Origin of the sequence: Brevibacterium sp. CT2-23B (assembly GCF_013168765.1) — a bacterium.
Taxonomy (GTDB): domain Bacteria; phylum Actinomycetota; class Actinomycetes; order Actinomycetales; family Brevibacteriaceae; genus Brevibacterium; species Brevibacterium sediminis.
This window is the reverse complement of record NZ_JABBYK010000001.1, coordinates 1,073,488-1,094,449: the sequence shown is the minus strand read 5'-3', so window position 1 is coordinate 1,094,449 and position 20,962 is coordinate 1,073,488. Positions and strand designations below refer to the sequence as shown.

Genomic DNA, 20,962 nt, shown 5'->3' with positions numbered 1-20,962 from the left:
GCTGACCATGAAAGTGCGCAGACACCGTGAGAACCTCACCGCACCGACCCGGTTCGGCCCCGCCCCTGCCCGCTTGGACCGACGCACGAAGAATCTGACGAAACGCCTCCAAGCAGGCGACATCGCCATCATCAAGCACTCCGATATCGACCGCATCTCCGCCGAAGCCCTCGTCGCCTGCCGGCCGGCCGCGGTGATCAACGCCGACAAGTCGATCTCCGGCCGCTACCCGAACCTCGGCCCGAGCATCATCGTCGACGCCGGCATCCCCCTCATCGACGCCGCCGGTGCCGACATCTTCGATGCGGTCGACGAAAATGCCGAGATCTCCATCGAGGGCGCCACCGTATACGCAGGCGAAACCGAAGTGGCCACAGGAGTCCTGCAGACGGCCGAGACGATCTCCGAGGACATGCACGCCGCCGAGGCCGGAATGAACTCCGTGCTCGTGGACTTCATCGACAATACGATCGAATACATCCGCAAGGACTCCGATCTGCTCTCGGCCGAACTCGTCGTGCCCGAGGTGAAGACGACGTTCACCGACCGGCATGTGCTCATCGTCGTCCGCGGATACCACTACAAGGAGGACCTGGCGATGCTGGCCTCCTACATCCGCGAATACCGACCGCTGCTCATCGGCGTCGACGGCGGAGCCGATGCCATCATCGAAGCCGGCTACCGACCGGACATGATCGTCGGGGACATGGACTCCGTGTCCGACACCGCCTTGACCTCGGGTGCCGAGATCGTCGTCCACGCCTACCGCGACGGCACCGCCCCGGGCACCGAACGGGTCGAAGCCCTCGGAGTCGAATGCGTGGCCTTCGCGGCCTCGGGCACGAGCGAGGACATCGCCATGCTGCTCGCCGATGACAAGGGTGCCGAACTCATCGTCGCCGTGGGCACCCACGACACCGTCATGGAGTTCCTCGACAAGGGCCGCAAGGGAATGGCCTCGACCTTCATCACCCGACTGCGTGTGGGATCGAAGCTCATCGACGCCAAGGGCGTGTCCCTGCTCTACCGGCAGCGCATCTCCAGCCTGCAGCTGGCCGTGCTCATCATCGCCGGTCTCGTCGCCCTCGGTGTGGCGATGACCGCGACCTCGGCCGGACAGACTTTCCTCGGCCTCATCGGCGCCCAACTCGACGGCCTCTTCGGCTGGATCGGCTCCCTCTTCGGCGGCGACCCCGCAGCTTCGACCGATTCCGCCGGCCTCATCCAAGGACTGACCAGTGATTGATTTCCGCTACCACCTCGTCTCCCTCGTCTCGGTGTTCCTCGCCCTCGCCGTCGGCATCGTCCTCGGCGCGGGACCGCTGAAGGAACCGATCGGGGAGTCCCTGCAGAGCCAGGTCGATGCGCTGCGCTCGGACCGCGACAACCTGCGCTCCGACCTCGACGCCGCCAAGGGCAATATCGACAAGCAGAACGAATTCGTCACCGCCGCGGCCCCGGAACTCATCGACGGCACCCTCGACGGGCAGGAAGTGAGCATCATCGCCGCCCCCGAGGCGGACTCCGAGCAGGTCGAAGAGGTCAGCAACCGGGTCAAGGAAGCCGACGGCACCATCGCCGGTGACGTCTCGTTCGTGCCGAACACGCTCAGCCTGGAGGATTCCACCCAGTTCCTCAAGCGGCTGCGCACAGTCGTGCCGCACCTGCCGAAGGACGATTCGACCGCGATCCGCGCCGCCCTCGTCATCGCCCTGACCGGTGACGCTTCGATGCTCGAAGACGAGGACGATCAGGCCGATGCGGAGAAGCAGGCGGCGAAGCTCTACGACGTCTTCGTCGAAGCCGACCGTCTGCGCACCGACACAGACCACAAGACCACCTCGCTGTTCATCGTCATCGATGATGAGAACTCGACACTGGCCGAGGACACCGAACCCAGCCCGAAGGCCACCGACGACAAGGGCACCCGCACCCTCGTCACCGACTTCATCACCGCGCTCACCGCCGAAGCCACCTCGGTGGTCGTCGCCGGCGACGCCGGCTCGGCACAGAACGGACTCGTCAACGTGCTGCGGACGGAGAAGTCCCGCGCCAGCACCGTCGACGGCCTCGGCCTCGGCGCCGGTCCCGTCATCACCGTGCGGGCCCTGGCCTCCGGGGAAGCCGGAAAGCACGGACACTTCGGATTCGCTGAGGACGCCGAAGGCATTCTGCCGGGCAAGATCGAAGAGAAGCCGTCCGACGACACCCCGAAGGGAGACGAGAAATGATCCGCTCCATCGTCAGCACCGCCGTCGCCGGACTCGCCGGCTTCGCCGCGACGAAAGCCGTGCTCAGATCGCGGCTGCGCACCCACGATTCCGTGGTGCGCACCAACCACGCCGGACACGACGTCTCGCTCGCCGAAGGCCCTGCCGTCGCGGCGGGACTGCTGGCCGGCAGCCTGCTCATCGAAGATCCTCGGCAGCGGTCGGCGACCCTGCTGGCCACGGCCGTGGCGGGCAGCCTCGGCGCCGTCGATGACTTCTGCGAATCCGGATCCTCCAAAGGACTGCGCGGTCATCTGTCGGCTCTGGCCCGCGGGGAGATCACGACCGGGGCCATCAAGGTCACCGGCATTCCGCTCGCCTCGATCGCGGCCGCCGCGATCCTGCGCAGCCGCACCCGCCCGTCCGGGCTCTTCGGCTCCACGCACTCGACAAGCGACCGGCCCTGGTACGCGGCCACCGCGGATGTCATCGTCACAGGGGGAGTGATCGCGGGCTCTGCAAACCTGTTCAACCTCCTCGACCTGCGGCCGGGCCGGGCACTCAAGGCCGGAGCACTGACCCTGGCCTTCACCGACCACCATCGCCGCGTGTCCTGGGCACCAGCCGGAGCGATCGCCGGCGCCACGGCCGCAGCCTTGCCCGACGACCTCGCCGGTGATGCGATGCTCGGCGACACCGGAGCCAATGCCCTGGGAGCGGCGATCGGCGTGATCCTCGCCGAAACCGCCACACCGGCACAGCGACGCCTCATCCTCGCTGTCCTCGCCGGACTCACCCTGGCCAGCGAGAAGGTCTCCTTCACCTCCGTCATCGAATCGACTCCGGGACTGCGGGAGATCGACTCGTTCGGCCGCGAGGATAAGTGAACAAGCTCGTTCGAGTCCTCGCCTCCACGGCGCTGCTCGTATCGATCATCACCCTGCTGACCCGTTTGGTCGGCTTCTTGCGCTGGCTGGTGTTCTCGGCAAACGTCGGCGCCGGCACCGTCGGCACCGCCTACCAGAGTGCCAACCAGGTCCCGAACATCCTCTTCGAGGTCGTCGCCGGAGGCGCCCTGGCCGGAGCGGTCATCCCGCTTCTCGCCGTGCCACTGGCCAGATCGGACCGGGAGACCGCCGGACGCATCGCCTCCGGCCTGCTGACCTGGGCGGTCAGCGTCACCCTGCCCCTGTCGATCCTGCTGGCCGTGTTCGCCCCGCAGATCGCGAGGATCCTCGTCGACACGAAGACGAGCGCCGCGGGAGTGCAGGCGACCGTGGAGCTGCTGCTCATGTTCTCCCCGCAGCTCGTCCTCTACGGAATCGGCGCCGTGCTCACCGGAGTGCTGCAGGCCCACCGGAAGTTCCTGTGGCCGGCGTTCGCCCCGCTGCTCTCCAGCCTCATCGTCATCGGCAGCTATATCGCCTACAGTTCCGTCGGCGGCAGCGACGACACCTGGCAGACCCACCTCGGCTGGCTCGGCTGGGGCACCACCGTCGGCGTCGCAGCCCTCGCGCTGCCGCTCGCCCTGCCGATGGCCACGACCGGGCTGAAGCTGCGTCCCACCTTCTCCTTCCCACCCGGAGTCGCCCATCGTGCGCTGCGCCTGGCCGGCGCCGGAATGTCTGCCCTGCTCGCCCAGCAGGCCGCTGTGCTCGCAACCCTGAGCCTGGCCAACCATGTCGGTGGGGACGGCACGCTCGTCCTCTTCAGCTACATCAACGCCGTCTACCTGCTGCCCTACGCGGTGCTCGCCGTGACCGTGGCGACGGTGGTCTTCCCGACCTTGTCGACCTGGGTGGGACGATCCACCGACCCCGAGGCGACCGAGCACAGACGTGCGGAAGCCGGGGTGCGGATGCGGTCGGTGACCTCGACGACGACGGCCCTCATCATCGCTATCGGCGGACTCGGCGCCGTCATCCTGCTCTCGGCGGCCGGCCCCCTGCAGACCTTCTTCATCGCCATCGACGCCGAAAGCGAATCCGCTGCCCCCTTCGACTCCATGGCCACGGCGATCATGGTCATGGCCTTGGCCGTGCCCGGGTGGTCCTTCGTGGCGTGGGGCACCCGCGTCTTCTATGCGGTGGAACGCTCCCGCTATTCGGCTGCCGCCACGACGACGGGGTGGATCCTCGTCATCGTCGGCATGGTCGGAGCCATCCTCGTCACCGGCTCGAACGGCAATCCCGGACTGACCCTCGTCTGCATCTGCAGCGGCTATGTGCTGGGCATGACCGTCGCCGGAGTATTCCTGCTCGTGAATATGCGCCGCGTCCTCGGCCCCACCGGACTCGCCCTCGTCGGACGCCGGTCGCTGCTCGCGCTCGGGGCCGCCGTCGTCGCGGGCACCGCCGGGGTCGTGACCTCGCAGTGGTTCGGGGGACTCCTCGACAACTCGGCAAGCTCCGCGGTCATCGCCGGAATCGTCGCAGCTCTCCTCGGCTGCATCGTATTCGGACTCATCGTGCTCATCATCGACCGCGGGTTCCTCGGAGAGATCCGCGGCCTGCTCGCCGACCGGAACCGGGCCGGCGTCAACGACGAGACGACCGTGCACGCCGCCGAAGCACAGACCAGAGATCACGGACCCAGCGACACCGACAGGGAGGAAGACTCATGAGAATCGTCTTCACCATAGGCACCTCGACCGGGGGAGTCGGCACCCACGTGCACGCACTCGCCCGCGACCTCGCCGCCGCCGGACATGAGATCGGCGTCATCGGACCGGCCGCCACCGACGAACACTTCGGCTTCTCGCTGCTGCCCGGCGTCCGGTTCGGCGTCCTCGAACTCGGTACCGGAATCGGCCCCTCCGACGCCGCCCTCGTCCGCCGGCAGCGCACACTGCTGCGCAGCTTCTCTCCGCAGATCGTCCACGCCCACGGTTTCCGCGCCGGGCTCATCACCCTGCTGACCCTGCGCACGCTGAAGACCCGACCGAAGTTCGTCCTCAGCCTCCACAACCAGGCCAGCGGACAGGGACTGCGCGGACGGGTCGAAACCCGAGTCGAGACGATGCTCGCCCGCGGGGCCGACCTCGTCCTCGGCGCGAGCACCGACCTCGTCGACCGCGCCCGCGAACTCGGAGCGCAGACCGCCCGGTTCCTCCCGGCCGCCGCCCCCGAGGTGACCCCCGTATCCGCCGAGGCGGCCGCCGCCACCCGCGCGAGCTTGGCCGAGGAGTTCGACTTCGATCCTGGGGCACTCATCGTCCTTGCAGTCGGTCGCGTCGCCAAACAGAAGAACTACCCGATGCTCGTGCGCGCACTCGTCCGCCTCGGCGAGGAGAACCACCAGGGCGAGATCGTCGCCCTCATCGCCGGTGCCGCCGATGAGGAGGTGCTCGCCGACGTCCGCGCTCAGTACGATGACGCCGCAGCCGCCTCGGCGATTCCGGCCCTGCACTTCCTCGGACCCCGCGATGACATCGCCGAACTCGCAGCGGCTGCGGACATCTACGCGCTCACCAGCGTGTGGGAGGCCCGGGCGCTCGTGCTCCAAGAGGCGCTGATGACCGGCAAGGCGATCGTGGCCACCGCCACCGGAGGCAGCGCCGAACTCGTCGGCGATGCGGGGATACTGATCGACCATGACGACGATGCCGCCTTCGCCGCTGCCGTGGCCGAACTCGCCGTCGATCCTGCCCGCCGCGCAGAACTCGGAGCCAGGGCACGGGCACGCGGAGCGGAGCTTCCCGATGAGAGGGAAGTTGCCGAAGAACTCGCAGGTCTTTACACGGAACTCGTGCCTGCCCAGGTAGGCTAGAAGCAGCGTCGAACGAAAGAAGAGGATGAGGAAATGAGCGAATCCGGCGAGGTCAACCCACTGAGCGCAGACACGAGGATTCTGCACGTGCTCGCCGATACCACCGGTCCCGTCGTCGAAGTGGCGAAGCTCGCCGTGCTCGGTCACCTCCGGGCCGGTTTCAAGGTCGCCGTCGCCGCGCACCGGTCACTGCTGGGCACCTTCGGAGTCCCTGAGGAACTGGCCGGCGAATTCCGCGAGATCGAACTCACCGCCCGTCGCCGACTCACGACCGCTGACCCCGGCTCCGCCTTCACTCTTCACAAGTACTACCAGCACGTGGACATCGTCCACGCGCACGGACTGCATGCGGCGACGCTCGCCGGACTGGCCTTCACCGGTCTGCCCGCCCGCCTGCACCCGAAGGTCGTCGCCACCATCGAATCCTTCGACTCCGCCAACGTCATCGAGAAGACCGGAGCCGAGATCGTCGGCCGTACGGCCACCGCAGTGCTCGGCACGACCGAACCCGTCGTCGACTACTACGGCGGCCGCGTCCCGGTCGTCGAACGCGCCGAACTCGTCCACCCGGACATCGACGCCGACCTCACGGTCCGCACCCCGCGCGCCGAGGTCCGTCGCGAACTCGGCCTCGCGGAAGGCACCTGGATGGTCGCCAGCCCCATCGCGCTGCGTGACCACACCGCTCTGGCGACGGTCCTCGACGCCGCCGACCAGATCAACCAGCGCCGCCGCGACCGCAAGGTCGTCTTCGTCCTCACCGGCACCGGCAAGGACCGGTCGACGATCTCCCGCGAATTCTCCGACCGCGGCGTCCTTGTGGCACCGGCTGGAGACCTCGTCGATGTCGCGGCCGCTGCCGATGTCGTCATCGCCAGCGAGACGATGACGGGACTGTCCCACGAAGACCTCATGCAGCTGTCGAAGCCCGCGGTCTTCATCGGCAGCGAACGCCGCGCCGGCATCTGGGGAGAGGCCGCGAAGGCCGTTCCCGCCGACGACACGGAGGCGCTGCTGCGTGAGATCAATCATCTTCTCGACGACCCGGCCGGACGCGGAACCTCCGCCGTGGCAGCAAAGAAGCGGGTCATCGACGTGAGCAACGGTGCGGCGATCTCCGAGACGCTGCTCGATCTGTACGCCGAGGTCGACGCTGTCTCGGATTCGTGAGCCGGACTTTGATAGAATCAAATCCCGTGGTGAATCGAACTGGCCCAGGCGGCACACATACGGCAAAGCACATCTTCGTCACGGGAGGCGTCGCCTCCTCGTTGGGCAAGGGTCTGACGGCATCGAGCCTCGGCCATCTGCTCACTCAGCGCGGCCTCACCGTGGCCATGCAGAAGCTGGATCCCTACCTCAACGTGGATCCCGGCACGATGAACCCCTTCCAGCACGGCGAAGTCTTCGTCACCGAGGATGGTGCCGAGACCGACCTCGACATCGGCCACTACGAGCGCTTCCTCGACAACGACCTCGACGGCGCAGCGAATGTGACCACCGGACAGATCTACTCCTCGGTGATCGCGAAAGAACGCCGCGGTGCGTACCTCGGCGACACCGTCCAGGTCATCCCGCACATCACCGATGAGATCAAGGCGCGGATGCGTGCCCAGGCCGAACGCCCCGAGGCGGACCGCCCCGACGTCATCATCACCGAGATCGGCGGCACCGTCGGCGATATCGAATCCCAGCCCTTCCTCGAGGCGGCCCGCCAGGTCCGTCACGACATCGGCCGGGACAACGTGTTCTTCATCCACGTCTCCCTCGTGCCCTACCTCGGGCCCTCCGGAGAGCTGAAGACGAAGCCGACCCAGCACTCGGTGGCCACCCTGCGCTCCATCGGCATCCAGCCCGATGCGATCGTGCTCCGCTCCGACCGCGAGCTGCCGGATTCGATCCGCGCGAAGATCGCCGGCGCCTGCGACGTCGAGACCGAAGCTGTCGTGTCCTGCGTCGACGCCCCGAGCATCTACGACATTCCGAAGGTCCTCCACGACGGCGGCCTCGACGTGTTCGTCATCCGCAACCTCAACCTGCCGTTCCGCGACGTCGACTGGACGAAGTGGGACTGGGTACTCGAACGCGTGCACAACCCGTCCCGGGAAGTCACCATCGGCATCGTCGGCAAGTACATCGACCTGCCCGATGCCTACCTCTCCGTCACCGAGGCGCTGCGCCACGGCGGCTTCGCCAACGATGCGAAGGTCAAGATCAAGTGGATCCAGTCCGATGACTGCTCCACCGAAGCCGGAGCCGCGTCGGCACTGTCCGGCCTCGACGCGATCTGCGTGCCCGGAGGCTTCGGCATCCGCGGCATCGAAGGCAAGCTCGGCGCACTCGAATTCACCCGCACCAACGGCATTCCGACCCTCGGCCTGTGCCTGGGTCTGCAGTGCATGGTCATCGAATACGCACGCAACGTCGCCGGCATCGAGGCGGCCTCATCGTCCGAATTCGACCCCGAGACCACGGTTCCGGTCATCGCGACCATGGCCGAGCAGCTCTCGATCGTCGAAGGCGAAGGCGACCTGGGCGGCACCATGCGTCTGGGCACCTACGAAGCCAAACTCACCGAAGGCAGCGTCGTAGCCGGCGTGTACGGGGACACGACGATCAGTGAGCGTCACCGTCACCGCTACGAGGTCAACAACACCTACCGGGATCAGCTCGCCGAGGCGGGGCTCGAGTTCTCCGGAACCTCACCGAACGGTGAGCTCGTCGAATTCGTCGAACTGCCGCACGAGCAGCACCCGTTCTACGTCTCCACTCAGGCGCACCCCGAGCTGAAGTCGCGTCCGACCTCACCTCATCCGCTGTTCGCGGGTCTGGTCGCCGCCGCTCTCGAGCGTCAGTGACCGTTGTCCATCTTCACAGCGAATGCCGTCGGCCAGAGCGCCGGCGGCATTCGCCGTTCCACCACCGTCGAGTTTCGGGAGGCAGCCGATGAGTACCCAGCACGATGAGATCCTGCAGGACGATCCGGTGATCCCGCCGATCACCTCCTCCGAGGTCGTCTACGAAGGCGCAGTGTGGGATATCCGCAGAGAGACCTTCGACCTGCCCGAGGCGTCCGGGCTCGTCCGCGATCTCATGGCGCACACCGGTGCCGTCGGCGTGGCCGTCGTCGACGACCAGCAGCGGATCCTCCTGGCCCAGCAGTACCGGCATCCCGTCCGAGCGAGGCTGTGGGAGGTCCCGGCCGGTCTGCTCGACGTTCCCGGAGAGGACCCGCTCGAAGCGGCGAAGAGGGAACTCGTCGAGGAAGCCGACCTCACGGCCGACCACTGGGACGTCCTCAGCGACTCCTGCCTGACCCCGGGCGGCAGCTCCGAGACGATGCGTCTCTACCTGGCACGCGGGCTGTCCTCTGTTCCCGAAGCCGACCGTCACGAACGCGGCGAAGAAGAGGCAGGATTCCGTTACGCCTGGGTCGGCATCGACGAAGCACTCGCGGCCGTGACCGATGGACGGATCACCAACGCGATCGCCCAGCTCGCGATCTTCCAGGTCGACCGGGTGCTGCGCGCCGAAGCTGCGGGAGCACCGGTGGAGTTCCGTCCCGTCGATGCGCCGAGGCGACTCGTCGACGGCCGCCCCGAATTCGGCCGTGGTGCACAGGTCGAGACGGCCGATTCGAGCGAGGACTGAGACCCTGTGGCTCGGCACGGCGCCGAACTCCTGCCGGAGAACCTGCCCGGAGACCTGCGGCGCGCCTTCGAGTCCTATCTCGCCTCCCTGCGGTTCGAACGCGGACTGTCGATGAACTCGATCGACGCCTACGCCCGTGACCTCGCCCGGTACGGAACCTGGCTGACCGAGGACGGGGTAAGCCGCCTCGGCGATGTCGATCGACAGAAGGTGGAGAACTTTGCGCTTCACCTGCTCGATTCGGGACTGGCACCGCGGAGTCGGGCACGCGCACTCGTCGCGGTGCGACGATTCCACACGTTCGCGCTGGGGGAGAACCTCGCGCCCACGGACCCGGCCTCCGAGGTCAGCCCACCGCAGGAAGGACTGCGACTGCCCAAGGCACTGGCACTCGACGAGATCGAAGCGATGATCGCCACCACCGACGGCGAGGAACCCGTGCAGATTCGGGCCGCGGCCCTGCTCGAACTCCTCTACGCCACAGGTGCACGCATCTCCGAGGCCGTGGGCGTCGACCTCGACGATCTCGACCTCGACTCGGGGCTCGTCCGGCTCTACGGCAAGGGCGGGAAGGAGAGGATCGTGCCCTTCGGATCCCACGCCGCGCGCGCCCTGGGAGCGTGGGTGTCACGGGTGCGTCCGTCGATGGCGGCGAAGGCGAGATCCTCGGCCCCGGCCGGGGCACTGTTCCTCAACGCACGCGGAACCCGGCTCTCCCGGGTCTCGGCGTGGCAGATCGTCAAGGACGCCGGAGAGGCGGCGAAGATCGACGCCGAGGTGTCTCCGCATACGTTCCGACACTCGTTCGCCACGCACCTCCTCGAGGGCGGTGCGGACATCCGCGTCGTCCAGGAGCTGCTCGGCCATGCCTCGGTGACGACGACGCAGATCTATACGAAAGTCTCCGAGGAGACACTGCGGGAAGTGTACGCGACCTCGCACCCCCGAGCGCGGTAGGGTTGGACGTAGAGCAACGAAAGGTGGCCATCCGAGAGATGAATACGCAAGAGGCGTTGGAGATCCCCCAGCAGCGGACCGCAAACGAGCCCCAGGACTTCCCGGAGCCGGCACCCCTGGCTTCGCACGGACCCGCCCGCATCATCGCGATGGTCAACCAGAAGGGCGGGGTCGGCAAGACGACCTCGTCGATCAACCTCGGTGCGGCTCTGGCCGCCTACGGACGCAAGATGCTGCTCGTCGACTTCGACCCGCAGGGCGCACTGTCCGTCGGTCTGGGACTCAACCCCTATGAGCTCGACATCAGCATCTACAACCTGCTGATGAACCCGCGACTGGACCCGCACGAGGTCATCGTCGAAACGGACTTCGACAATATCGACATCCTGCCGGCCAATATCGACCTCTCCGCCGCCGAAGTCCAGCTCGTCGGCGAGGTCGCCCGCGAGCAGGTGCTCGCCCGTGCCCTGTCGAAGGTCGCCGACGAATACGATGTCATCCTCATCGACTGCCAGCCCTCGCTGGGACTGCTCACCGTCAATGCTCTGACTGCCGCCCATGGTGTCGTCATCCCGCTCGAGACCGAGTTCTTCGCCCTGCGCGGCGTCGCCCTGCTCGTCGAGACGATCGAGAAGGTCCAGGACCGGCTCAATCCCTCGCTCGAGGTCGACGGAATCCTCGCCACGATGTTCGACTCGCGGACCCTGCACTCGAAGGAAGTCATGTCGCGAGTCACCGAAGCCTTCGGCGACAAGGTCTTCGAGACCGTCATCAACCGCACCGTGAAGTTCCCCGACGCCTCCGTGGCCGCCGAACCGATCACGAGCTTCGCCCCGAAGCATGCCGGCTCCGAAGCCTACCGCCGACTCGCCCGGGAGCTCATCGCCCGCGGAGGCGCACCCTGAGCGACTCCGTAACAGATGTGGAGGAAGCGGCATCTGCCTCGAGCGGTGGCGTCGCCTCGGGCGATGGCGCTGATTCCGGCACTGACATCGTGTCCGGCGATGGCGCAGCGCCCGGCGATGATGCCGCACAGGGATTCCAGGTGCGGTTGGACAACTTCACCGGCCCCTTCGACCTGCTGCTCGGACTGATCTCGAAGCGCCGCCTCGACGTCACGGAGATCGCGCTCGCCGAGGTGACCGATGAGTTCATCGCGTACACCACAGAGCTGAAGGACCAGGCGAACCTCGCCGAGATCTCCCAGTTCCTCCTCGTCGCCGCGACCCTGCTCGATCTCAAGACGGCACGGCTGCTGCCGCACGAAGACGGTGAAGAGGTCCTCGACCTCGAACTGCTCGAAGCCCGTGACCTCCTCTTCGCCCGGCTGCTGCAGTACAAGGCGTACAAGTCCGTGTCCGGGTACCTGGCCGAAGCGATGGCCGCCGGCTCGATCCGAGCCCCACGCGATGTCGACCTCGAGCCGGAGTTCCAGGACGTGCTGCCGCCGCTGGAGCTGAACATCGATCCCGGTGAGCTCGCCGGAATCTTCGCCACGGTGCTCCAACGCGACCACACCCCGCCGAGCGTCGCCGTCGACCATATCCACCTGCCGCTCGTGAGCGTGTCCGAGCAGCGCGGGCACATCCTGTCCCTGTTGCGCGCCGGAGACGTCGACTTCCAGGATCTGCTCGAAACAGCCGAGAACACCCTGGTCGTCGTGGCGAGGTTCCTCGCTCTGCTCGAACTGTTCAAGGTCGGCCTCTGCGACTTCGACCAGCCCGAACCTCTGGGACGGCTGCTCATCCACCGCACGGAGATGAACGAAGACGGAGTCGACCTGCGCACCGAAGGCGACTGGAGCGGAGACGAAGAAGAAGGGGAACAATCATGATCGATGACGAGATCCTCGCCGGTATCGAAGCCGTGCTCATGATCACCGATTCGGCCGTCACTGTCGAAGACCTTGCGGGCTCCCTCGGCCTCGACGAGGACACCGTCCTCGAAGCCATCCGCACACTCAAGGCCGATTACGACGGAGACGAGCACCACCGGCAGCGCGGGTTCGAGATCCGCCATGTCGCCGGCGGCTTCCGCATCTTCTCCCGCGGAGACTACCACGAGGTGGTCAAGGACTTCCTCACGGCCGGGCAGAGCGCGAAGCTCTCCCAAGCCGCGCTCGAGACTCTGGCAGTCATCGCCTACCGGCAGCCGATCTCCCGGCCCCGCATCGCGGCCATCCGCGGAGTCAGCGTCGACGGCGTCATCCGCACCCTGCTGCTGCGCGGACTCATCGTCGAAGCCGGCAAGGAAGCGTCCACCTCGGCGCTGCTCTACGCCACCACGCGTACGTTCCTCGACACGATGGGTATGAACGCGATCGACGACCTGCCCGATATCGCCCCCTACCTGCCCGAAGACGCCGACGTCGCCGAACTCGGCGCCGAAGTCACCGAAGTGCTCGCCGAGATCGACGGCGCCCTCGACGACGATCTCGACGATGACTCCGATTCGGCCGCCGAGATGTCACGAGTCGCTGATTGATTTGAGAGAATGGATGTATGAGTCCCTACCGTGATCACCGCGCCCCCGGCGGGCGCCAGAACCGACCCAGCCGAAAACAGCGCGCAGCGACGGCGAATCAGGCCTCCAACAAGGGTGGTTCGGGAGCCGGTCAGACATCAGACGCCCACGTCAGCGGGGGTGTGCGGCTGCAGAAGGTGCTCGCCGAGGCGGGACTGGGATCACGCCGTGCCTGTGAGCAGCTCATCGCCGATGGCCGCGTCGAGGTCGACGGGTCCATCGTCACCGAACTGGGCACCCGGATCGACCCCGAAACACAGTCCGTGTACGTGGACACAGTGAGAATTTCGACACAGACCAAGAAGGTCTACCTCGTGCTCAACAAACCTGCGGGAGTCGTGTCGACCATGAGCGACCCCGAGGGCCGACCCTGCCTGGCCGACTATGTGCGCAACAACAATGAGCGCCTCTTCCATGTCGGCCGTCTCGACACCGAGACCGAGGGCATCATCCTGCTCACCAACGACGGGGAGCTGAGCAACCGCCTGGCCCACCCGCGCTACGAGATCCCGAAGACCTACCTCGCGAAGGTCAAGGGGCAGCTGGCGAAGGATGCCGGTGCCATCCTCAAGGCCGGAATCGACCTCGAAGACGGGTTCGTCAAGGTCGACGACTTCAAGCTCGTCGATTCGACTCCGGGCAAGTCCGTCGTCGAACTCACCCTCCATTCCGGGCGCAACCGCATCGTGCGCCGCCTCCTCGCCGAGATCGGCCACCCGGTGGAGCGGCTCGTGCGGCTGAAGTTCGGACCGATCGTCCTCGACGAGCAGAAGCAGGGCAAGATCCGCCCGCTGCGCTCCGATGAGGTAGGCGCACTGTTCGAGGCCGTCGGTCTGTGAGAGTCCACATCATCGGCACCGGCCTGCTCGGTGCCAGCCTGGGGTTGGCGCTGAGCGCGAAGGGCCATCAGGTGACCCTCGAAGACACCTCACCGACCGCGCAGCAGCTCGCCGCGGATCTCGGCGCTGGTCAGGTCGTCAATCCGACCGAAGACCTCGCCGAGGCGGCCGACCCGACCGTCGCCGCCGACGCGGCATCTTCTGCCGCGCACCCGGACATCGTCGTCGTGGCCACCCCGCCCGACGTTGCCGCACGGGTGATCGCCTCGGCGCTCGAGGACTACCCGAACGCTACGGTCACCGACGTCGCCAGCGTGAAGACCCGCCTCCTCGAAGCGGTGCGCGAATTGGTCACGGAACCTCAGCTCGATCGCTATATCGGTTGCCATCCGATGGCCGGACGCGAGAAGTCCGGGGCGATCGCCGCCCAGTCGGACCTGTTCACGGCCCGGCCCTGGGTGATCTGCTCGGATGAGCAGACCCCGGCCGACCGCCTCGGCGAAGTCATCGCCATGGCCGAAGATACGGGTGCCTCGGTGCTCCACCTGGATCCGCGCATCCACGATGCCGCGGTCGCGAAGGTCTCGCATGTGCCGCAGATCGTGTCCTCCCTCGTCGCCTCTCAGCTGCGGCATGCGCCTCTGGAGGAGATCTCACTGGCCGGGCAGGGACTGCGCGACGTCACGCGCATCGCCGCCTCGGACCCGGGTCTGTGGACGCAGATCCTGACCGGAAACGCCGAAGAGGTCCGTTCCGTGCTCATCGATCTGCGCACCGAGCTCGACGAGGTCATCGGCGCACTCGAACTCGGACCCGGGTCGACGGGACTGCTCGCCAAGGCGATCGCATTGGGCAACGAGGGCCACGACCGAATTCCCGGCAAGCACGGGCAGCCGCCGACCACCTATGCTGTTGTCACGATCCTGGTTCCGGATACGCCCGGAATGCTGGCCCGGCTGTTCAAGGACATCGGCGACCTCGGCGTCAATGTCGAGGACTTCCGGATGGATCACGCCTCCGGTCGGAAACTGGGCATGGTCGACGTGTCCGTGGTCCCGGCCATCCAGCAGGAGCTGGAGATCGGATTGCTGTCGAAGGGATGGCAGATCCCCGAATCCGCCATCGAGAAAGAAGGAACTGCATGAGCGTCGTAGCCATTGACGGACCGTCCGGAGTGGGCAAGTCGAGCACCGCCAAGGAGGTGGCGCGTCGGCTGGGGTACCAGTACCTGGACACCGGTGCGATGTACCGGGCGATGGCGTGGCTGTGCCTCAACCGCGGGGTCACCGACCCCGTCGACGTGCTCGAGCAGGTGCGCGGAGCGGATCTGGAGATCTCGCTCAGCCCCGACGAATTCTTCGTCTCCGTCGACGACATCGACGTCACCGAGGACATCCGCGGTGAGGACGTCTCGGCGAACGTGCAGACGGTCTCCGGTGTCATCGACGCCCGCGAGGAGCTCATCGAGATGCAGCGGGCCTATATCGCCGCCGCACCCGAGGGCATCGTCGTCGAGGGCCGGGACATCACCACAGTGGTGGCCCCCGATGCTGATGTGCGCATCCTCATGACCGCCCGCGATGAGGTCCGCGTGGCCCGCCGGGCCAAGGAAGTGCACGGCAATGCCGACGCCGAGGCGATCGCCGCCACTCAAGACCTCGTCACGGGCCGTGACGCCAAGGACTCCGCCACGACGAGCTTCTTAGAGGCCGCCGACGGAGTGTTCACACTCGATACCAGTGACATCGACTTCGACCAGGTGGTCGAGACGGTGCTGCAGCTGGTGAAGGACTCACAATGAGCGAATCCGAATTCCACGAGACACCCGACGAAGACCTCGTCGATCGTGTCGAGAGCATCAGCGACGAGGAGGCCGAGCAGCGGGCGACCGCGCTGGAGGCCGGACTCGAAAGCTATGAGCTCGAAGACGAAGACCGTGCGCTGCTGCGCGCCTACGGCTTCGATGAAGACGACGACGAGGCCCTCGGTGCCGCACCAGTGCTGGCCGTCGTCGGTCGCCCCAACGTCGGCAAGTCGACGCTGGTCAACCGCATCCTCGGCCGCCGCGAAGCCGTCGTCGAGGACGTTCCGGGCGTCACCCGTGACCGCGTGAGCTACCGGGCGGAATGGAACACGAAGGAATTCACCCTCGTCGACACCGGCGGTTGGGATCAGGACTCCAAGGGCATGGCCTCGCGCATCGCGATCCAGTCCGAGGTCGCCGTGGACATGGCCGATGCCGTGCTCCTCGTCGTCGATGCCACGACCGGCCCGACCTCGACCGATGAGATGGTCGTGAAGATGCTGCGCCGGAAGAAGAAGCCGGTCCTCCTCGCCGCGAACAAGGTCGACGACGAGCGCGGCGAGCTCATGGCCGCCGAACTCTGGGGCTTGGGCCTCGGCCAGCCGTGGACCGTCTCGGCTCTGCACGGTCGGGGAGTCGCCGACCTGCTCGACGAGGTGCTCACGATCCTGCCTGAGGTCTCGGCCGTCGACACCCGCGTCGAAGAGGGCGGACCGCGTCGTGTGGCCCTCGTCGGCCGTCCGAACGTCGGCAAGTCGTCCCTGCTCAACCAGCTCATCGGTTCCGACCGGGTGCTCGTCGACAATGTCGCGGGCACCACTCGTGACCCGGTTGACGAGCTCATCGAGCTCGGCGGTAAGCAGTGGCGCTTCGTCGACACTGCCGGTATCCGCCGTCGCGCTCATCAGGCCAGTGGTGCCGACTTCTATGCAGCGCTGCGCACGCAGACCGCGCTCGAACGCGCCGAGGTGGCTCTCGTCCTCATGGAGGTCCAGGATCCTCTGAGCGAGCAGGACGTCCGCATCGTCACGACCGCCGTCGAGGCGGGACGTGCCGTGGTGCTGGCGTTCAACAAGTGGGATCTGCTCGATGACGAACGTCGCTTCTATCTGGAGCGGGAGATCGAACGGGATCTCGGCCATGTGGCATGGGCACCGCGCGTGAACATCTCGGCGAAGACCGGCCGTCATGCGGAGAAGCTCGTACCGGCGATGGAGACCGCTCTTGAAGGCTGGGACACCCGTATTCCGACGGGACGACTCAATGCGTTCCTCGGTGAGCTGGTCGCGGCCAACCCGCACCCGGTGCGCGGCGGAAAGCAGCCGCGCATCCTCTTCGGCACTCAGGCGCAGTCGCGTCCGCCGAAGTTCGTGCTCTTCACCACCGGCTTCCTCGATCCCGGTTACCGCCGGTTCATCATCCGTCGCCTGCGCGAGACCTTCGGCTTCAAGGGCACTCCCATCGAGGTGTCGATGCGCATCCGCGAGAAGCGTCGGGGACGCTGAATGAACGAGGACGAGCAGGCGCAGGCGTCGGGCGCCGCTGACGGTGCGGTCGGATCAGCCGGCGATGCCGCGCGCCCGGCCGAGCCTGCGCCGTCCTCAACACCGTTAGCCGGTTCGACGTCCGGGCACACGGGCCCTGTGGCGGACTCGGAGTCTTTACACGCTGACTCTGCGTCGGGGAAGGTCGGATACGCCGCCTCCGACGCAGCGGGCGAGGCACGGCCCTGGCATGCGCGGCCGCCGGCACGGGCGCTGATGATCGCGGTGACGCTGGCGGGCCTGGCGTACGCGCTGATGTTCTTCCGCGGACTCCAGGACATCGTGGCTCCGGTGTTCCTTGCGCTCAACTTCTATATCGTCGTCTACCCGGTGCAGAGGCTGCTCACTCGGATCAAGGTGCCGCGGGCGATCGGGGCGTGCATCTCGGTCGTGCTCGTGCTGTGCATGATCTTCGCTTTCTTCGGCCTCACGGCATGGTCCGTCGCCGAGCTCGTCATCCTCATCCCCAGCTACAGCAATGAACTCGTGGCCACCTACCAGAGCACTCTGGCGCTGCTGTCGGACATCGGGGTGACATCCTCGGTGATCCAGCAGCAGCTCTCGGCTTTCGACGTCCGCTCCGTGCTCGACGCCGTCTATCCGCTGCTGACGAACCTGTCGTCGGTTGCGGGCCTGCTGACCACGGTGATCATGGCGGTGTTCTTCGTGGCGATGGACTCGATGGGCATCGACAAGCGGATGGCGATGCTGCTCGATGTGAAGCCCTCGCTGTCGGCGTCGATCGGCGACTTCGCCAGTGGCGTCCGCCGCTACTGGGTGGTGGCCACGGTCTTCGGCCTCATCGTCGCATTCCTCGACGTCATCGCCTTGGCGATCATCGACGTCCCGCTCATCTGGGTGTGGGGAGTCCTCGCATTCCTGACGAACTACATCCCGAACATCGGCTTCGTCATCGGTCTCGTCCCACCGGCTCTGCTGGCGCTGGTCGACAGCGGCTGGCAGTCGGCCCTGTGGGTGGTCATCGCCTACAGCGTGCTCAACTTCGTCATCCAGGCGATCATCCAGCCGAAGTTCACGGGTGAGTCGGTGGGCGTGACCCCGCTGATCTCGTTCCTGTCACTGCTGTTCTGGGTGTGGATCCTCGGCTGGCTCGGCGCCCTGCTCGCACTGCCGGCGACACTGCTCATCAAGGCTCTGCTGGTCGACGCGGATCCCAGAGCCAGGTGGGTGAATATCCTTCTCGCCTCCGATCCGCGCACCGCCCGAGCCGAACTGGTCAAGGGCCTGAAGAAGCCAGTGACGTCGGACTGATCAATACCTCTTGCTCGGTCTGGGAATCTGACGGACCGACCCGACGCCGCCGAAAGGTTTCGGCTCGAAGAGCCCACCGTTTTCGCATTGCCGGGCACTTGTCCGTCAACCCCTCGCACTGTGGCGGCAGAGTGGTTAGCATGAAGTATGGCGACACTACTGAATATCCATCCGGAGAACCCGCAGGACCGACTGATCGAGAAGGCCGCTGAGTCACTCAGGAACGGTGGCCTGATCGCCTATCCGACTGATTCCTGTTATGCCCTCGGCTGTGCCTTGGACAACAAAGAAGGCATCGAACGGATCACCCGCATCCGGCATCTCGGTTCGAAGCACCATTTCACGCTGATGTGCCATGACTTCGCTCAGCTGGGTCAGTTCGTCATCGTCGACAATTCCGATTTCCGAGCCATCAAATCGATGACGCCGGGGCCGTACACGTTCATCATGAAGGCGACGAAGGAAGTCCCGCGCCGGATGATGCACCCGAAGAAGCATTCGGTCGGCGCCCGGATTCCGCAGAACGTCACGGCCCTCGCCCTCGTCGAGGCGATGGGGGAGCCGATCCTGTCCTCGACGCTGCTGCTGCCCGGCGATGAGGATCCGCTGACTCACGCCGAGGATGTCATGGACCAGCTCGGCAATGACCTCGATATCGTCATCGAGTCCGGTGTCCCCGGAGTCGTGCCGACCTCGGTCATCGACTTCACCGGACGGTACCCCGAGGTGGCTCGCGTCGGAGCCGGGGACGTCTCCCGGTTCCAGGATGAGTGAGACGGCCGGGCACGCCCAACCGAATTGACTGACCGTTCTGGACGTTCGGAACGATCAACTCAGCGAAATCTCGCCGAGGTGGCCGGGCCGCCTCGGCGAGATCTTTGTACTGCGCAGTCTTCCTGCACGAATGGGAGGCGTCCGCTCGTCAGAGGCCGAGGTAGGCCGCCTGCACCTCAGGGTTGTCGAGCAGCCGGGAGGCATCATCAGCGAGGACGATCCGCCCCTCAGCAAGGACGTATCCTCTGTGGGCGATCGCCAGCGATGCCTTCGCGTTCTGCTCGCTGAGCAGGACGCCGATGCCGTTTCGATTGATCTGGGCGACTGACTCGAGCACCTGCTCGACGACGATGGGAGCCAGGCCCATCGACGGCTCATCCAGGATCAGCAGGCTCGGGTCGGACATCAATGCTCGTCCGATTGCGACCATCTGCTGCTGTCCGCCGGACAGGGAGCCTGCTGGTTGCTTCGCCTTCTCTTTGAGGACCGGAAACATATCGAGGACCTCAGCGTAGACCTCTTCTGTTCGCGATCTGTTCCGGTGAGGATAGGACCCCAGACGCAGGTTCTTCTCCACCGACATCTTGCCGAACAGATGGCGACCTTCCGGGCAGTGCGCGATACCGGCTTTGACGATGGCATTCGGGCGAGCTCGTTGCAACTGACGACCCTCATAGGTGATCGACCCGGCACGGACACGCATCAGTCCGCTGATGGTTCTGAAGAGTGTCGTCTTGCCTGACCCGTTCGCTCCGAGGACCACGGTGAGCTCTCCTGGGTTCGCCGTGATACTCACCCCGTGGAGAACGTTCGTGGCGTCGTACCCGGTGCTGACATTGTCGAGCGTGAGCATCAGTTCTCCTCCTGTGCTGTCGAACCGAGATAGGCACGGATGACATCCGGATTCGATTGGATCTCCGCCGGTGCGCCGAGCGCCAGCTTCTGCCCGTGGTCGAGGACGAGGATCGTGTCGGCGAGGTCCATGATCATCGTCATCTTGTGTTCGACGAGGAGGACGGAAACGCCTCGCTGTGGCAACGACCGAATGAGGTTGCCGAAATCGACAGTCTCCTCTTCGGGGATGCCGCCGGCGGGTTCGTCGAGCAGCAGCAGCTCTGGCTCCGTGGCCAGCGCCATGGCCACTGCGGTGCGCTTCTGCACTTCCTGCGGAACATTGGACGCCAGATCGTGCCGATATTCTGCGACCCCGCAGAACTCAAGAGCTTCCATCGCCTTGTCCTCGTTGATGCGTGATTCACGACGATGGCGAGGCGTGTGGAAGACCGCGTCGAAGACGTTGGACTTCGAACGGACGATTCGACCGGCCAAGACGTTTTCCAACAGAGTGCTGTCATCGAACAGATTCGTTGTCTGGAATGTGCGGGCAATGCCGCCGGCCACAGTCCGGTGTGGTGACGAATGAGTGATGTCCTCACCCTTGAAGCTGATGGTCCCGGCTGTGGGCCGATAGAATCCATGGACAAGGTTAAACAGCGTTGACTTGCCTGCTCCATTGGGACCGATGACTGCAGTGATCTGACCTGCCTCGACGTCCAGATTGACGTCCTTGACCGCATCGAGCCCGCCGAAGCGCTTACCGAGGTCTCGTATTTCAAGCAT

Annotated in this window: 20 protein-coding genes; 18 read left to right on the top strand and 2 right to left on the bottom strand. The window is 66.0% G+C overall.

Annotation, left to right across the window (positions count from 1 at the left end; translation table 11 throughout):
* The first annotated feature begins 7 nt into the window (after positions 1–7).
* From steA to HIM68_RS04910, 18 genes are all read left to right on the top strand, one after another.
* Entirely contained in the window at positions 8–1,246 is a 1,239-nt protein-coding gene (gene steA, locus HIM68_RS04995; protein WP_172170118.1) for a putative cytokinetic ring protein SteA, read from the top strand.
* Positions 1,239–2,231, top strand: coding sequence for a copper transporter (locus HIM68_RS04990; RefSeq protein WP_139469722.1), 993 nt, complete (start codon positions 1,239–1,241; stop codon positions 2,229–2,231). The genes steA and HIM68_RS04990 overlap by 8 nt, the downstream gene beginning before the upstream one ends.
* Positions 2,228–3,097, top strand: coding sequence for a hypothetical protein (locus HIM68_RS04985; RefSeq protein WP_172170115.1), 870 nt, complete (start codon positions 2,228–2,230; stop codon positions 3,095–3,097). The genes HIM68_RS04990 and HIM68_RS04985 overlap by 4 nt, the downstream gene beginning before the upstream one ends.
* Positions 3,094–4,833: a lipid II flippase MurJ gene (gene murJ, locus HIM68_RS04980; protein WP_172170112.1), complete on the top strand. Its 1,740-nt coding sequence runs from the start codon at positions 3,094–3,096 to the stop codon at positions 4,831–4,833. The genes HIM68_RS04985 and murJ overlap by 4 nt, the downstream gene beginning before the upstream one ends.
* Positions 4,830–5,978: a glycosyltransferase family 4 protein gene (locus HIM68_RS04975; RefSeq protein ID WP_172170109.1), complete on the top strand. Its 1,149-nt coding sequence runs from the start codon at positions 4,830–4,832 to the stop codon at positions 5,976–5,978. The genes murJ and HIM68_RS04975 overlap by 4 nt, the downstream gene beginning before the upstream one ends.
* A 33-nt stretch (positions 5,979–6,011) precedes the next feature.
* Complete coding sequence (locus tag HIM68_RS04970) at positions 6,012–7,148, top strand: glycosyltransferase (protein WP_172170106.1); 1,137 nt, start codon at positions 6,012–6,014, stop codon at positions 7,146–7,148.
* A 26-nt stretch (positions 7,149–7,174) separates the two neighbouring features.
* Positions 7,175–8,836: a CTP synthase gene (locus HIM68_RS04965; protein ID WP_172170103.1), complete on the top strand. Its 1,662-nt coding sequence runs from the start codon at positions 7,175–7,177 to the stop codon at positions 8,834–8,836.
* Positions 8,837–8,924: 88 nt separating this feature from the next.
* Positions 8,925–9,629: an NUDIX hydrolase gene (locus tag HIM68_RS04960; RefSeq protein WP_172170100.1), complete on the top strand. Its 705-nt coding sequence runs from the start codon at positions 8,925–8,927 to the stop codon at positions 9,627–9,629.
* Positions 9,630–9,635: 6 nt separating this feature from the next.
* The gene (gene xerD, locus HIM68_RS04955; RefSeq protein ID WP_172170097.1) at positions 9,636–10,586 is read left to right on the top strand and encodes a site-specific tyrosine recombinase XerD; all 951 of its coding nucleotides are present in this window, start codon (positions 9,636–9,638) and stop codon (positions 10,584–10,586) included.
* A 38-nt stretch (positions 10,587–10,624) separates the two neighbouring features.
* A complete protein-coding gene (locus HIM68_RS04950) occupies positions 10,625–11,491 on the top strand; it encodes a ParA family protein (RefSeq protein ID WP_172170094.1) in 867 nt (288 codons plus the stop codon).
* 17 nt (positions 11,492–11,508) lie between these two features.
* Positions 11,509–12,420, top strand: a complete 912-nt coding sequence (locus HIM68_RS04945) for a ScpA family protein (protein ID WP_367647432.1) — start codon at positions 11,509–11,511, stop codon at positions 12,418–12,420.
* On the top strand, positions 12,417–13,070 hold the full coding sequence (scpB, locus tag HIM68_RS04940; protein ID WP_172170091.1) for an SMC-Scp complex subunit ScpB: 654 nt from the start codon (positions 12,417–12,419) through the stop codon (positions 13,068–13,070). The genes HIM68_RS04945 and scpB overlap by 4 nt, the downstream gene beginning before the upstream one ends.
* A gap of 17 nt (positions 13,071–13,087) precedes the next feature.
* Positions 13,088–13,948: a pseudouridine synthase gene (locus HIM68_RS04935; protein WP_139908276.1), complete on the top strand. Its 861-nt coding sequence runs from the start codon at positions 13,088–13,090 to the stop codon at positions 13,946–13,948.
* The gene (locus HIM68_RS04930) at positions 13,945–15,093 is read left to right on the top strand and encodes a prephenate dehydrogenase (RefSeq protein ID WP_172170088.1); all 1,149 of its coding nucleotides are present in this window, start codon (positions 13,945–13,947) and stop codon (positions 15,091–15,093) included. Before HIM68_RS04935 ends, HIM68_RS04930 begins: the two co-directional genes overlap by 4 nt.
* Positions 15,090–15,749 carry a (d)CMP kinase gene (gene cmk / locus HIM68_RS04925; protein ID WP_172170085.1) on the top strand — a complete coding sequence of 220 codons (660 nt, stop codon included), beginning with the start codon at positions 15,090–15,092 and terminating at the stop codon, positions 15,747–15,749. The genes HIM68_RS04930 and cmk overlap by 4 nt, the downstream gene beginning before the upstream one ends.
* Complete coding sequence (gene der / locus HIM68_RS04920) at positions 15,746–17,257, top strand: ribosome biogenesis GTPase Der (protein WP_172170082.1); 1,512 nt, start codon at positions 15,746–15,748, stop codon at positions 17,255–17,257. The genes cmk and der overlap by 4 nt, the downstream gene beginning before the upstream one ends.
* The gene (locus HIM68_RS04915) at positions 17,258–18,568 is read left to right on the top strand and encodes an AI-2E family transporter (protein ID WP_253903714.1); all 1,311 of its coding nucleotides are present in this window, start codon (positions 17,258–17,260) and stop codon (positions 18,566–18,568) included.
* A 147-nt stretch (positions 18,569–18,715) separates the two neighbouring features.
* Complete coding sequence (locus HIM68_RS04910; RefSeq protein WP_101546252.1) at positions 18,716–19,342, top strand: L-threonylcarbamoyladenylate synthase; 627 nt, start codon at positions 18,716–18,718, stop codon at positions 19,340–19,342.
* Between the two features lie 148 nt (positions 19,343–19,490).
* Here the strand turns inward: HIM68_RS04910 and HIM68_RS04905 are convergent, their stop codons facing one another.
* Entirely contained in the window at positions 19,491–20,195 is a 705-nt protein-coding gene (locus HIM68_RS04905) for an ABC transporter ATP-binding protein (protein ID WP_172170079.1), read from the bottom strand.
* Complete coding sequence (locus HIM68_RS04900; RefSeq protein WP_172170076.1) at positions 20,195–20,962, bottom strand: ABC transporter ATP-binding protein; 768 nt, start codon at positions 20,960–20,962, stop codon at positions 20,195–20,197. Before HIM68_RS04900 ends, HIM68_RS04905 begins: the two co-directional genes overlap by 1 nt.

What these genes read in the sequence shown, in the direction of transcription:
- steA (WP_172170118.1), top strand. Translation starts at nt 8, where the DNA reads ATGAAAGTGCGCAGACACCGTGAGAACCTCACCGCACCGACCCGGTTC.
- HIM68_RS04985 (WP_172170115.1), top strand. Translation starts at nt 2,228, where the DNA reads ATGATCCGCTCCATCGTCAGCACCGCCGTCGCCGGACTCGCCGGCTTC.
- HIM68_RS04975 (WP_172170109.1), top strand. Translation starts at nt 4,830, where the DNA reads ATGAGAATCGTCTTCACCATAGGCACCTCGACCGGGGGAGTCGGCACC.
- HIM68_RS04970 (WP_172170106.1), top strand. Translation starts at nt 6,012, where the DNA reads ATGAGCGAATCCGGCGAGGTCAACCCACTGAGCGCAGACACGAGGATT.
- HIM68_RS04960 (WP_172170100.1), top strand. Translation starts at nt 8,925, where the DNA reads ATGAGTACCCAGCACGATGAGATCCTGCAGGACGATCCGGTGATCCCG.
- HIM68_RS04950 (WP_172170094.1), top strand. Translation starts at nt 10,625, where the DNA reads ATGAATACGCAAGAGGCGTTGGAGATCCCCCAGCAGCGGACCGCAAAC.
- scpB (WP_172170091.1), top strand. Translation starts at nt 12,417, where the DNA reads ATGATCGATGACGAGATCCTCGCCGGTATCGAAGCCGTGCTCATGATC.
- HIM68_RS04935 (WP_139908276.1), top strand. Translation starts at nt 13,088, where the DNA reads ATGAGTCCCTACCGTGATCACCGCGCCCCCGGCGGGCGCCAGAACCGA.
- cmk (WP_172170085.1), top strand. Translation starts at nt 15,090, where the DNA reads ATGAGCGTCGTAGCCATTGACGGACCGTCCGGAGTGGGCAAGTCGAGC.
- der (WP_172170082.1), top strand. Translation starts at nt 15,746, where the DNA reads ATGAGCGAATCCGAATTCCACGAGACACCCGACGAAGACCTCGTCGAT.
- HIM68_RS04915 (WP_253903714.1), top strand. Translation starts at nt 17,258, where the DNA reads ATGAACGAGGACGAGCAGGCGCAGGCGTCGGGCGCCGCTGACGGTGCG.
- HIM68_RS04910 (WP_101546252.1), top strand. Translation starts at nt 18,716, where the DNA reads ATGGCGACACTACTGAATATCCATCCGGAGAACCCGCAGGACCGACTG.
- HIM68_RS04905 (WP_172170079.1), bottom strand. Translation starts at nt 20,195, where the DNA reads ATGCTCACGCTCGACAATGTCAGCACCGGGTACGACGCCACGAACGTT.
- HIM68_RS04900 (WP_172170076.1), bottom strand. Translation starts at nt 20,962, where the DNA reads ATGCTTGAAATACGAGACCTCGGTAAGCGCTTCGGCGGGCTCGATGCG.